General features: G+C 66.6%; 12 protein-coding genes. 7 read left to right on the top strand and 5 right to left on the bottom strand.

The features are described from left to right. Positions 1-2 precede the first annotated feature (2 nt). The 3 genes from oppB to EBB56_RS17500 all read right to left on the bottom strand — a co-directional run bounded on the left by oppB (position 3) and on the right by EBB56_RS17500 (position 4,480). A complete protein-coding gene (gene oppB / locus EBB56_RS17510) occupies positions 3-929 on the bottom strand; it encodes an oligopeptide ABC transporter permease OppB (protein ID WP_045991315.1) in 927 nt (308 codons plus the stop codon). A 75-nt stretch (positions 930-1,004) separates the two neighbouring features. Next, on the bottom strand, positions 1,005-2,618 hold the full coding sequence (locus tag EBB56_RS17505) for an ABC transporter substrate-binding protein (RefSeq protein ID WP_260425386.1): 1,614 nt from the start codon (positions 2,616-2,618) through the stop codon (positions 1,005-1,007). Positions 2,619-2,848: 230 nt separating this feature from the next. Next, positions 2,849-4,480, bottom strand: a complete 1,632-nt coding sequence (locus tag EBB56_RS17500; RefSeq protein ID WP_124804944.1) for a peptide ABC transporter substrate-binding protein — start codon at positions 4,478-4,480, stop codon at positions 2,849-2,851. A 386-nt stretch (positions 4,481-4,866) separates the two neighbouring features. Between EBB56_RS17500 and prfB the strand changes: the two genes are divergently transcribed. From prfB to EBB56_RS17465, 7 genes are all read left to right on the top strand, one after another. Further along, a protein-coding gene (gene prfB, locus EBB56_RS17495; RefSeq protein WP_197037043.1) for a peptide chain release factor 2 occupies positions 4,867-5,965 on the top strand; the annotation gives its coding sequence in 2 pieces (ribosomal slippage) (positions 4,867-4,941 and positions 4,943-5,965; 1,098 coding nt in all). A 150-nt stretch (positions 5,966-6,115) separates the two neighbouring features. After that, complete coding sequence (lysS, locus tag EBB56_RS17490) at positions 6,116-7,645, top strand: lysine--tRNA ligase (RefSeq protein ID WP_124804943.1); 1,530 nt, start codon at positions 6,116-6,118, stop codon at positions 7,643-7,645. 159 nt (positions 7,646-7,804) lie between these two features. Next, positions 7,805-8,191 (top strand): hypothetical protein, encoded by a 387-nt coding sequence (locus tag EBB56_RS17485; RefSeq protein WP_045991311.1) that lies wholly within the window; start codon positions 7,805-7,807, stop codon positions 8,189-8,191. A 163-nt stretch (positions 8,192-8,354) separates the two neighbouring features. Further along, entirely contained in the window at positions 8,355-9,821 is a 1,467-nt protein-coding gene (locus tag EBB56_RS17480; protein ID WP_108131212.1) for an MFS transporter, read from the top strand. 72 nt (positions 9,822-9,893) lie between these two features. After that, on the top strand, positions 9,894-10,205 hold the full coding sequence (locus tag EBB56_RS17475; protein ID WP_045991309.1) for a BolA family transcriptional regulator: 312 nt from the start codon (positions 9,894-9,896) through the stop codon (positions 10,203-10,205). Next, a complete protein-coding gene (locus tag EBB56_RS17470; RefSeq protein WP_124804942.1) occupies positions 10,202-11,143 on the top strand; it encodes a hypothetical protein in 942 nt (313 codons plus the stop codon). Before EBB56_RS17475 ends, EBB56_RS17470 begins: the two co-directional genes overlap by 4 nt. Further along, the gene (locus EBB56_RS17465) at positions 11,115-11,696 is read left to right on the top strand and encodes a GNAT family N-acetyltransferase (RefSeq protein WP_231498432.1); all 582 of its coding nucleotides are present in this window, start codon (positions 11,115-11,117) and stop codon (positions 11,694-11,696) included. The genes EBB56_RS17470 and EBB56_RS17465 overlap by 29 nt, the downstream gene beginning before the upstream one ends. 171 nt (positions 11,697-11,867) lie before the next feature. Here EBB56_RS17465 and zapB read toward each other — a convergent pair whose 3' ends face one another. Both zapB and rsmD read right to left on the bottom strand, forming a co-directional pair. Further along, on the bottom strand, positions 11,868-12,089 hold the full coding sequence (zapB, locus tag EBB56_RS17460) for a cell division protein ZapB (protein WP_045991307.1): 222 nt from the start codon (positions 12,087-12,089) through the stop codon (positions 11,868-11,870). Between the two features lie 164 nt (positions 12,090-12,253). Further along, positions 12,254-12,928 (bottom strand): 16S rRNA (guanine(966)-N(2))-methyltransferase RsmD, encoded by a 675-nt coding sequence (gene rsmD / locus EBB56_RS17455; RefSeq protein WP_108131214.1) that lies wholly within the window; start codon positions 12,926-12,928, stop codon positions 12,254-12,256. Positions 12,929-12,997 lie beyond the last annotated feature (69 nt).

Raw genomic sequence — 12,997 nt, 5'->3', positions numbered from 1 at the left:
CCTCAGTCGTCATAGCGGATTTGGGGATCGAGGGCCGAGTAGATCAGGTCCACGATCAGGTTCATCAACACGATCAGGGCGCCGTAGAACACCACCGTGCCCATCACCAGGGTGTAGTCGCGGTTGAGCGCGCCCTGGACGAAGTAGCGGCCGATGCCGGGGATGCCGAAGATCTGCTCGATCACCACCGAGCCTGTGATGATGCCGGCGATGGCCGGGCCCAGGTAGGAGGTTACCGGCAGCAGGGCGGGGCGCAGGGCGTGGCGCCAGACCACCTCGGCCTCGGTCAGCCCCTTGGCTCGGGCGGTGCGAATATAGTGGCTGCCCATCACCTCGATCATGCTGGCGCGCATCATCCGCGCGATGTAGGCGATCTGCTGGATCGATAGCGCGATCACCGGCAGGATCAGGTTGGGCAGGGCGCCGTCGTTCCAGCCCCCCGCCGGCAGCCAGCCGAGCAGCACCCCGAACACCAGCGCCAGCACCGGCGCCACCACGAAGTTGGGCACCGCGATGCCGGCCAGCGCCGTGCCCATCACCGTGTAGTCCACGGCGGTATTGCGCTTTAGCGCGGCGATGATGCCCAGCGGCAGGCCGATCGCCAGCGCCAGCAGGATCGCCAGGCCGCCGATCTGCAGGCTTACCGGGAAGCCCTGCATGATCAGCTCGGTGACGGTGAAGTCCTTGTACTTGAACGAAGGCCCGAAGTCGCCCTGGACCAGGTTGCCCAGGTAGCGGAAGTACTGCTGCCACAGCGGTTCGTCCAGGTGATAGGCGGCCATCAGGTTGGCCTCGATCTCCGGCGGCAGGGCGCGCTCGCCGTCGAAGGGCCCGCCGGGGGCGATGCGCATCAGAAAGAAGGCGATGGTGATGACGATCAGCATCGTCGGTATGGCCTGGGCCAGGCGTTTCAAGGTGTAGCTCAGCATGGCGCCGTTCCTCGGTTGACATGAAGGGCGGGCCGTCCCTGGCCGCGCCCACGATTGGGTTGGGGCGAGTGGTCGTCAGGGCGCGTCGCCGTCCACGGACACGTAGCGCAGCGGATGCACGTCGAGCGTCGTGGGCTGCCAGCCCTTGACGTCCGGAGAGACCAGATTGACGACCACGTAGTCGTAGATCGGCAGCATCACGTCGGCTTCCAGCAGGCGCTGCTCGGCCTCGGTCATCAGCGCGGCGCGTCGGTCCACGTCGAGCTCATGGGTGCTGGCCTCGACCAAGGCGTCGTACTCGGGGTCCGCGTAGCCGGTGCTGGCCGCCGCCGAGCCTCCCGCCGCGTAGGCGTTGAGGAAGTCGTAGGGGTCGTTGACCGTGGCCACGAAGCCGTAGCGGGCGATCTCGAAGTCGCCCTGGCGCAGGCCGGCGAAGTGCACCGCCGCCTCGCGATTGACCAGATCTATTTCCACCCCCAGCGGGCGCCACATGGCGGCGATGGCCACGGCGATCTTCTTGTGGTCTTCCAGGGTGTTGTAGGACAGCTCAAGTTCAAGCGGTCGATCCGGCCCGTAGCCGGCCTGATCCAGCAGCTCACGGGCCCTGGCCCGGCGGCTGTCCATGCCCTGGTCATGGAAGTCGAGGCTTGCCGAGGTGGGCGAGGCGATGGTGCGCGGCACGAACCAGTAGGACGGCGTCTGGCCCATGCCCAGCAGGCGCTCGGTGATCACCTCGCGGTCGAGCGCCAGATTCAGCGCCTCACGCACCCGCTCATCGCTGAGCGGCGTGCCTTCGCGCAGGTTGAGCATATAGAAGTAGCTGCCGATCAGCGGCCCGACGCGCAGCGACTCGCTCAGGTTTTCCTGGGCCCACTCGAAGCGCGCGGAAGGCACCGCGCCGTAGGCGATGTCGAGCTCGCCTGAGCGAAAACGGTTCATCAGCGCCGAGGTGTCCTCGATGGCGTGGAAGTCGACACCCTCCAGCGCCACCTCGTCGGCGGCGTAGTAGCGAGGGTTGCGCTCCACCTCGACCTTGTCCTGGGGCTTCCAGTCGGCGAGCACGAAGGGGCCGCTGGCCACCAGGGTGCCTGGCCGGGTCCAGTCCTCGACGCCGCTGGTGAGCAGGTGGCGGGGCAGAGGTGCGGCCTCGGTCATTGCCATGGCCTGAAGAAAATAGGCGGTGGGCTCGGACAGCCGGATTTCCAGGGTGTGGGAATCCAGCGCGGTGACGCCGAGGCTCTCGGGTTCGGCCTCCCCGGTGTTGATCGCCCGGGCGTTGATGATGGGGTAGTAGAGGTTGGCGTTGTGGTTGGCGGTGGCCGGCGTCACCAGACGTTGCAGGGCGAAGACGGCGTCGTCGGCGGTGATCGGCTCGCCGTCCGACCACTGTGCCTCGCGCAGCCGGAAGGTGATGACCCGACCGTTGTCGGACAGCTCCCAGGATTCAGCCAGGCCCGGCACCAGGGCGCCGTCGGGGCCATAGTTGACCAGACGATCGAACAGTTGGCGGGTGATCCGGCTCTCCCAGTTGCCGCTGACCTTCTGCGGATCCAGGGTGCTGGGCTCGGCGCCGTTGCCGACCTGAAGAGTGGCGGCCTGGGCGTCGGCAGCGGGCAGACAGAGTCCGAGGCTTGTCGTTGCCATCAGGCCGGCAAGTGCCAGCGGACGAAAGGCGTCCATGGAGACCATAGCGAAGTCCTTGTGGGGTAGGCAGAGCGTCGGTAGGGGACTCGCCTCCTGGTGGAGGCGAGTTCTCGCAGCGAGTCGTTGAAGCGAGTCCTTGAAGCGAGTCCTTGAAGATAGCCCAGCGCTGCTATTTACCAACCCAGCGCTGCTATCTACAAACCCGGCGCTGCTATTTACAAAACCCAGCGCTGCTGTTTACCAACCCGGCGCTGCTATCTACAAACCCAGCGCTGCTACTCGTCGAAGGAGATCCAGCGAGACGGGTGATCGTCCTCGATGTTGTCTTCCCAGCCGCTGATCTTCGGGTTCACCAGGTTGCGCGAGACGTAGTAGAGCATCGGGATCAGGGCGTCGTCGTCCATGGCCAGGGCCTCGGCGCTTTCCATGACGGCCTTGCGCTCATCCAGGTCAAGGGTGGCAGCGGCCTGGTCGTAGAGGGCGTCGAACTCCTCGTTGGCGTAGGCTCCGTAGTTGTTGCCGACGCCGGAGCGCAGCAGCGCCAGAAAGTTCTCGGCGTCGTTGTAGTCGGCGATCCAGCCGGCCCGGGCCACGTCGAAGTCCCCCTCGGCGATGGTCTGGTAGTGCACCGTGGCCTCGGCATTGACCAGCTCCACCTCGACACCCAGCGGGCGCCACATGGACGACACCGCCACCGCGATCTTCTTGTGCTCGTCGGTGGTGTTGTAGCGCAGGCGCAATTCGAGCGGTGACTCCTGGCTGTAGCCGGCCTCTTCCAGCAACTGCTTGGCACGGGCCATGCGGGCGTTCATGTCATCGGTGATGTCATTGCCGTCGGCGTCTTCGAAGCTGGTGTTCTGCACCTGATAGTGATCGATGCCGTCAGGCACGAAGGACAGTGACTTCTGGAAGGTGCCGCCCATGATCTGCTGAGCGATGACGTCGCGGCGCACCGCCATGTTGAGCGCCTCGCGCACCCTGGGGTCGGCGGTGGGATGACCGTCGCGGTGGTTGAACACGTAGTAGTAGCTGCCGAGGTAGGTGGCCATGTGGGTGGCCTCGGGGATCTCTTCCTTCAACAGCGGATACATGCTCGAGGAGTACTCGGTCATGATGTCCAGCTCGCCCGCGCGAAAGCGCGAGACGCCGGCGTTGCGATCCTCGATGGTGTGGTAGCGCACGCCGTCCAGCGCCACCTGGTCGGCCTCGTAGTACTCGGGATTCTTGACCACGGTGATGCGCGACTGGGAGATCCACTCGGTGGGGGTGAAGGCACCGTTGGTGACGATGTTGTCGAGATCCACGTAGTCCCGGCCGTACTCCTCGAAGGTGTGCTGTGGCTGGGGGTAGCCGGTGTAGTGGGTCAGCAGCTGCAGGAAGTAGGGCGTCGGTTGAGTCAGCTGGACCACGAAGGTGCGGCCATCGTCGCGGCTTTCCACGCCAAGCTCCTCCAGGGGCAGCTCGCCGGTATTGACCTCCCTGGCGTTGACCACCGGATAGAGCATGTAGGCGTACTTGGAGGCGTTGGCCGGGTCCAGCAGGTGGCGCCAGCCGAACACGAAGTCCTCGGCGGTGACAGGCTCGCCGTCGGACCAGCGGGCATCCTCGCGCAGGCTGAAGGTGTAGGTCTTGCCGTCCTCGGAGACCTCCCAGTCGGTGGCCATGCCGGGCAGGATCTCGCCGTCCGGGGCGTTCTTGACCAGGCCCTCGTAAACGTCCATCAGGATCTGGGACTCCCACACGCCGCCAGAGATCTGGGAGGTGTCGAAGGAGGCGAGTTCGCCGGTGACGCCAAGATCGAGGGTCTCGGCCATGGCCGGTGCGCTGATGGCGGCCGCCAGCGAGGACAGGGTCAGGCCGGAGGCCAGCGCCAGGCGGCGGGCCCAGCGAGCACGGTTCGCGATCATGTCAGTTCCTTGTTCGTGTTGGCATTGTTGTCGCGGGCCGGGCCGTTGGCAGCGCGGTTCGCTGCGACCACGGCCATTGTGGGAAGGCCGCACAAGGCGTGCGACACCGGCTAAGCCCGCTTAGTCGATATCGACCATCGCGCCGTGGCTCCGGTGCTGTCCAGACGAAAATTTTCATGACGTCTTGCGTTTCGTCGATAGCCCCGTGGGAGCCCTTGTGGCAAGGGGGCTCGATGGCAGGAGCAGGATGACGGGGTTAGACGTTTTGGCTACAATGCATCCCCTTTATCGCGGCCTGGCCGACGATCATCGCAACTGGCCCATCGCCACCGGCGCATCGCGAGCGCACGCCGGCACCCGGCGAGGGACGACAAAAGGCGAACTTCATGTTGGAAACCAACCCGATTCACAACCTCATCAAGGACCTGTCTGAGCGGACAGACGTCCTGAGGGGGTATCTTTGACTATGCCGAAAAGAAAGATCGGCTAGAGGAAGTCACCCGCGAGCTCGAGGACCCGGCGGTCTGGAACGACCCGGACTACGCCCAGAAGCTCGGTAAGGAACGTGCCTCGCTGGAGCTGGTGGTCGCCACCATCGACGAGCTGGACCAGGGCCTCGGCGACAGCCGCGACCTGCTGGAGCTGGCCGAGATGGAAGACGACGAGGCCACCGTGGCCGAGGTCGAGAAGGAACTGGCCTCGATGCAGGCCAACCTCGAGAAGCTCGAGTTTCGGCGCATGTTCTCCGGCGAGATGGACGAGAACAGCGCCTATCTCGACATCCAGGCGGGCTCCGGCGGTACCGAGGCCCAGGACTGGGCCAACATGCTGCTGCGCATGTATCTGCGCTGGGCCGAGTCCCACGGCTTCAAGGCCGAGATCATCGAGCTGTCGGCCGGTGAAGTGGCCGGGATCAAGTCGGCCACGGTGCACGTCCAGGGCGAGTACGCCTTCGGCTGGCTGCGCACCGAGACCGGGGTGCATCGTCTGGTGCGCAAGAGTCCGTTCGACTCCGGCGGCCGCCGCCACACCTCCTTTGCCTCGGTGTTCCTGTCGCCGGAGATCGACGACAGCTTCGAGGTCGAGATCAATCCGGCGGATCTGCGCGTCGACACCTACCGCTCCAGCGGCGCCGGTGGTCAGCACGTCAACACCACCGACTCGGCGGTGCGGATCACCCACGAGCCGTCCGGCGTGGTGGTGTCGTGCCAGAGCCAGCGCAGCCAGCACGCCAACCGCGACTTCGCCATGAAGCAGTTGAAGGCGAAGCTGTGGGAGCTGGAAATGCAGAAGCGCAATGCCGCCAAGCAGGAGGCCGAGGACTCCAAGGCCGACATTGGCTGGGGCAGCCAGATCCGCTCCTATGTGCTGGACGACCAGCGCATCAAGGACCTGCGCACCGGCGTGCAGTCGAGCAACTGCGACAAGGTGCTCGACGGCGATCTTGACCAGTACATCGTCGCGAGCCTCAAGCAGGGGCTTTAAGCGACCGTCGCCAAGCCCACCGCGTCGCGACCTCGCCCCGGGAGCCAAGTGGCCCCGGGGCGTTTCGCCACCACCATTCATGGGTCCCGTGCCGGGGCCGTTCGGGGAACCGCCGTGGCGGCTTCCCTGCCGTGACAGAGACGAGTAGCCATGGCCAACCAGGATACGCCTTCCACCAATGACGCCGTTGCCGAAGAGAACCGCCTGATCGCGGAGCGCCGCGCCAAGCTGGCGGCTCGTCGCGAGCGCGCCGAGGCCGAGGGCGGCAGCGCCTTCCCCAACGACTTTCGCCGTGACAGCCTGGCCGCCGAGCTCGAGGCGGAACTCGGTGAGTACGATAAGGAAGCGCTGGAGTCGCTGGGCCGTGAGGCCGCGGTCGCCGGGCGCATCATGCGCAAGCGCGGTCCCTTTATCGTGATCCAGGACGTCAGCGGCCAGATCCAGCTCTACGTCGACAAGAAGGGGCTGGATTCCGCCCTGCTCGAGGACATCAAGGGCTGGGACATCGGCGACATCGTGGCCGGCCAGGGCCCGGTGCACAAGTCCGGCAAGGGCGACCTGTACGTGATGATGCGCGAGGCCAAGCTCCTGACCAAGAGCCTGCGCCCGCTGCCCGACAAGTTCCACGGCCTCACCGACATGGAAGCGCGTTACCGCCAGCGCTATGTCGACCTGATCATGAACCCGGACTCGCGCCGCGTGTTCGAGACCCGTGCCGGCATCATCAGCGCCATGCGCCGCTTCTTCGAGGATCGCGGCTTCATGGAGGTGGAAACGCCGATGCTGCAGCCGATCCCCGGCGGCGCCACGGCGCGTCCCTTCATCACCCACCACAATGCGCTGGACATCGACATGTACCTGCGTATCGCGCCAGAGCTTTACCTGAAGCGCCTGGTGGTGGGGGGCTTCGAGCGGGTCTTCGAGATCAACCGCAACTTCCGTAACGAAGGGCTCTCCACCCGCCACAACCCCGAGTTCACCATGGTCGAGTTCTACTGGGCCTACGTGGACTACCAGGCGCTGATGGATCTGACCGAGGCGATGCTGCGCGAGATCGCCCAGAAGGTGCTCGGCACCACCACCCTGAACTACCAGGGAGCGACCTACGACCTGGGCCAGCCGTTCGTGCGGATGACCCTGCGCGAGGCGATCCTGGCTCACGGCGAAGGCATCGAGGCCGCGGACATCGACGACCTCGACGCCGCCCGTGCCCTGGCCGAGCGCCTCGGCATCAAGGTCAAGGATGGTTGGGGACTCGGCAAGCTGCAGACCGAGATCTTCGAGGAGGTGGCCGAGGCGCGCCTGGACCAGCCGACCTTCATCACCGAGTATCCGGCCGAGGTCAGCCCGCTGGCGCGGCGCAACGACGCCAATCCCTTCGTCACCGACCGCTTCGAGTTCTTCGTCGGCGGCCGTGAGATCGCCAACGGCTTCTCCGAGCTCAATGACGCCGAGGACCAGGCCGAGCGCTTCCGCGCCCAGGCGGCCGAGAAGGACGCCGGTGACCTGGAGGCGATGTACTACGACGCCGACTACGTGCGCGCGCTCGAGGTAGGCCTGCCGCCCACCGCCGGCGAGGGCATCGGTATCGACCGCCTGGTGATGCTGTTCACCGACAGCCCCTCGATCCGCGACGTGCTGCTGTTCCCGGCGATGCGCCCGGAAGCCGGCGAGGCCTGAGCCGTTCGGCCTGGCCACCGAGGACAATGTCCCCAGTGGTCGGGTCGATGGATTGTCGGCGGGGTCGGGCCGATGGATTGTCGGCGGGGCCGGGCTTTTGCTGGCAAGCGAGGCCCTTAGCACCCATAATGGCTGCGATTCGACGTCGAGGAGACCGCGATGAAACTGCTCAACCGCTCCGCCCTGAGCGTCAGACCCACCCAGCACTTTGTTGACTGGATCAATGCCCTGGAACCGACCATGGGCGATGACGACCTCACGCTCGCCGACGTCGACCGGGAAAGCACGGTCTACCTGATCCCGGAGATGGACACCCCCGAGGCGCTGGAAGCCTTCGTTCGCGAGCGCTATCTCGAGGTGCTCGAGAACGAACTGCGCGCCTGGGAAGAGGACGAACGGCAGTGGCCCGAGGCCCTGAACTGGGAGCTGTTCCAGCGCTTCTTGCAGGTCGAGCACAGCTATCTGGCGATCGATCTGGATGGCGAGGCTGCGCTTGAGATCTCCGAGGTGGACGACGAACTGCTGGCCGACCTCGAGCAGGACTGAAACAGCGCGGCCTGCCGCCGCTGATCAGTGTCTGCCGGATGTACCCCGCAGGTGTCGACGAGACCGGCCACGGCCGGTCTCGTTGCGTGCCGGCATGACCTCCTGTGCCTGACCACCCCGATGCAAGACAACACCCGCCTAGACAACACCAGGAATTGCCCCGATGAGTCGACTGTTCTCCACCCGTGACGGCGACGACGGCCTGCCCGGGCCGGAGCGACGGCTGGCGGTCATCGCCTTGGTGCTGGGGACCCTGATGGCGGTGGTGGACACCACCATGATCAATATCGCGCTGCCCTCCATGGCGCGGGATCTGGGCGTGTCCGATGCCCGCGCGGTGTGGATCACCAACCTGTTCCAGGTGGTCTGCGCGGCCATGCTGCTGGTGTTCGCCGCCGCCAGTGAGTTGCTCAGTCGGCGCAAGGTCTACGTGGCAGGGCTCACCCTGTTCGTAGTGGCGGCGCTAGGCAGCGCGCTGTCGCCCAACTTCGAGACCCTGCTGGTGTTTCGTGCCCTGCAGGGCGTCGGCGCCGCCGCCACCCTGTCGATCGGGCCGAGCCTCTATCGCTCGATCTTTCCCTCGCGCCTGCTCGGCAGCGCCCTGGGCCTGTCGTCGCTGGTGGTGGCGGGGGGCTACGCCGCCGGCCCGTCGATCGGTGGTCTGGTGCTGTCGGTGGCCAACTGGCCGTGGCTGTTCGCCCTGAACGTGCCGCTGGGCGCCGCCGCCGCGGTCATGGCCTGGCGAGCCCTGCCCAGGGAGGAACGCCGCGAGGGCAACTTCGACGCCTTCGGCGCCCTGGCCTCCATGGCCATGCTGGCGGGACTGTTCATGTGCATGGACGCCGTCGGTCATCGCGCGCCGCTGGCCGAGATCCTGGCCTGGTTGGCGGTGACGGTGGTGTCGGCGGTGGCCTTTATCCGTCGCCAGGGGCGGGCTCCCCATCCGCTGCTGCCGCTGGGGCTGTTTCGTGAACCGCGTTTCAGCCTGGCAGTGTCCGCCCAGGGCACCGCCTTCATCGGACAGGGGCTGACCTTCGTTGCGCTGTCGTTTCTCTACCAGCAGCAGATGGGCTACTCGGCGCTGCATACCGCCTGGTTGTTTACCCCCTGGCCGCTGACCATCATGGTGGTCGGGCCGCTGTCTGGTCGTCTGGCCGATCGCTTCAACCCGAGCGTGGTGGCGAGCGTCGGCCTGGTCATGCTGTTGCTGGGGCTGGTCAGCCTGGCGGCGCTGCCGCAGGACGCCAGCGCGATCGACAGCCTGTGGCGTACCGCCCTGTGTGGCGCAGGCTTCGGCCTGTTCCAGCCGCCCAACAACCGTGAACTGATGACCAGCGTACCCAAGGCCCGCAGCGCCAACGCCTCGGGGGTGATGAGTACCACCCGCACGGTGGGGCAGTCGCTGGGGGTGGCCCTGGTCGGGCTGTGCCTGGCCGCCGGCGCTGGCGTTCAGCAGGCGTTGTGGGTCGGCGCTGCCACCACCTTGCTGGCGCTGGTGATCAGCCTGGTGCGTATCCCCCGGGCCCATCGTGCGTATCGTGCGGCGCGGGAGCAGAAGAAGGCCGCGCGGGCCGGCTACTCCGAACGAGTGGGCGAGGACTCCCCGAACCGGGTCGCGGATCGGGCTTAGTCAGCAGCTGGGCGAGGGCGTACAATGGCACAGTATGTACAAAATTAACCGTCACAGACGCGAGTACCCATCATGAGTATTCAGGCGACCATCGAACACAAGCTAAAGGCCCTGGAGCCCACCGAACTGGTGGTCGAGAACGAGAGCCACATGCACAGCGTGCCGCCGAACTCGGAAACCCACTTCAAGGTGACCCTGGTCTCCGAGCGCTTTTCCGGGCTGATGCCGGTCAAGCGCCACCAGCAGATCTACTCGCTGCTGGCCGATGAACTGTCCGGCCCGGTCCACGCCCTGGCGCTGCACCTTTACACCCCCGGTGAGTGGGATAGCCGCAGTGCACCGCGTCCGGACTCGCCCAACTGCATGGGCGGCTCACGCTCGTGACGCCGGAGCCGACACGGCTCGCCTATCTGGATGCCATGGGGCTGACCGCCTGGGTGGCCCGCTATCAGCTACCCAACGCCCGCGAGACCGAAGCCTGCGACTGGCCCGAGCCGGTACCCGAAGAGCGGCCCCAGCCCGGTGCCAAGGGCCTGCATGCGCTGCTCGATGACATGCCCGCCTCGGCCGGCGGTGGCGACACGTCCGCCGGGGCGACCGAGCAGGCCGCTGTCGCTGATTCGTCCTCTGCCGTCCAGGCTCCTGCCCCCCAGGCGCCGGCTGGTCCGCGCAAGGCCAGGGCGCTGCTCGGTGATATCGTGCCCGATGCAGACGACGGTGCAGCGACGGCCCCTACGGCCATGCCGGCAGAGGATGAGGTGGAGGAAGGCGCCGAGCCGCTGCGCTTCGGCTGTCAGGTGGCCTGTCTCGACGGTCGCTGGCTTTTGCTGGTTGCCCGTGACGAACCGCTGGGGCCCCTGCACCAGCGGCTTCTGCTCAATATCCTGACCGGCGCCGGGGTCAGGCCGTCGCAGCGACCGGTGTTCGACTCCCTTGCCTGGCCGCTGGAAGAGGGCTTGCCGGTCAGGCGGCCGTTGGACGAGGCGCGTCAGGGGCTCAAGGCCTTTGTGGCCGGTCGCGCTCGTCGTGGCTGGGCTCCGGAGCGGGTGCTGGTATTCGGCCGCCAGGAGGCGCTGATGCAAGCACTGGCCCCGTCTGACACCACCGACAACAGCGCGCAGCCTCCGCGCAGCCAGACCCTGGCGCTGCCGTTGTGGCAGGGCCCGGGGCTCGACGAACTGCTCGCCGATGACGGCGTCGGTGCCGAGGCCAAGCGCCGGCTGTGGTCGCAGATCGGCGAGTGGCAGGCACAGTGGAGCGACGGCACTCGAGGTGATGGTGCTGGAGGCGATGGTGCCAGAGACGACAGCGATGGCGCTTGAGGCGACAGCGGGCCAGCAGAGCTGTCCGCATAGCGGCGGCTACGGTCCTGTCCGTGTCCTTGGCGCCGCCGATCTTGACGCCCTCTTGCGACTGGAAGCGATGGCGTCAGCGCCGTTGTCCAGCCCTCAGGCGCTGGCCCAGGCACTGGAAGATGACCAGCGCCTGCTGCTGGGGATCGATCGGCTGGGTCCGGCGGGTGATGTCGGCGTTGAAGGCGGCCTTGATGCGGGCATGACGGGGCAGAGGGCTATTCACGCCTACGCCTTGCTGGCACGCCAGCCCTTCGAGGCCGAGCTGGAAGCGATCCTGGTGGCCCCGCAAGCTCGCCGCCAAGGGCTTGCCGCACGGCTGCTGACAAGCCTGATTGCGGTAGCGCGCCAGTGGGGCTCGGAGCGACTGCTGCTGGAGGTGCGTGCCGACAACGGCGCGGCGATCGCCTGCTACCGAGCCGCCGGCTTCGCCGAGGATGGTGTGCGTCGCGGCTACTATCCGCCGCTGGCCGATGGCGGCGAGCGTGTCGATGCCTTGCTGATGTCGCTGGCGCTTGACTGAAACAGCCTGAAGCGCTCGGCTTTCTTTAGTCTGGGCCGCCTGCGGCTGGGCTTCCATCGTACGCGCAATGCAAAAGGGCTCCCCATGGGAGCCCTTTTCATTCGTGTCGATCGTTCGCATCAGCCGTTCGAGTCGGCCGTTCGAGTCGACACTGCCGGCACACAAGGCAGGTCAGAGGCTATGGGCGGGCGCCTGTTCGGTATTGCCCGTTTCGCCTTCCACCTCATCGAGCTGGCCCAGGATGGCGGTCAGGCGACGTTCCCACTCTTCGCGATCCTGCTTCAGGCGAGCGTTTTCCTCGCGCAACTCCTCGGCTTCCAGTTTCAGCAATTCCAGGGCCTCAAGGGCGCTGGAGACCTTCTTTTCGAGTTGGTTGAAGAGTTCCGTGCTCATCCTCGTCTCCTGACATGACGTGGGGTGAAGGCGCGACGCGCGCCCCGATGGAACGAGCGTAACGCCGCCGCCGCCGGCGAACAAGCGTCGCCGGGCGGCGACGGGGCTGCTTTGCTGATTCGGCTCAGGAATTGCGACAGTCGCGTGCTTGGGGTACTGCCGGCTCAGCTCTCAGGCGCAGCGTCCTTGAGCGAGTCGGCGTCGCTTTCGCTGCGTCGATACAGACGCCCCATGCTGTCTCCGGCGCGGACCTCTCGGTGTAGCTGCCAGGTGGGGGGCACGGCGGGAGTCAGACCGCTTTCGACCTCCACGTAGATCCAGGCCTCATCCGCCAGCCAGCCGGCTTCCAGGGCCTGGCAGCAGGGCTCGGCAAGGCCCTGGCGAAAGGGCGGGTCGAGAAACACCAGGTCGAAGGGGCTGGCGGTATCGTCTTTCAGCAGCGCGGCGGCGTCGGCGCGGCGTACCTGGGCGCGATCGATCGCCAGCGTCGCCAGGTTATCGCTGATCGCCTGGGCCACCTGGGCATCGCGCTCGACGAACAGGGCCTCGCTGGCGCCGCGCGATAGCGCCTCCAGGCCCAGAGCTCCGGTGCCGGCAAACAGATCGAGCACGCGAACGCGGTACAGCTCGCCCCCGAGCCAGTTGAATAGGGTCTCGCGCACTCGGTCCGGGGTCGGGCGCAGGCCGGGCTTGTCGAGCACCGGTAGCTGGCGGCGGCGGTGTTCGCCACCGATGATGCGCAGCTTGCCAGGCGGCCGACCGCTCGAGGGACTCTTGCCCGAGCGGGGTTTTCCGGCGCCGCCGCGCGGACGGTTTCTTGAAGGACGTTGTCGACTCATGGGCGGCGATTCTACCCCCATGGCAGGGTGCCGTCATGCCTTCGCCATCGCTTCTGTGGCAGGCTGTGG

Source organism: Halomonas sp. YLB-10 (assembly GCF_003856855.1).
GTDB classification, from domain to species: Bacteria; Pseudomonadota; Gammaproteobacteria; order Pseudomonadales; family Halomonadaceae; genus Halomonas; species Halomonas litopenaei.
Note: the sequence above shows the minus strand (reverse complement) of the source record. Positions and strands in the feature narration are given on the sequence as shown.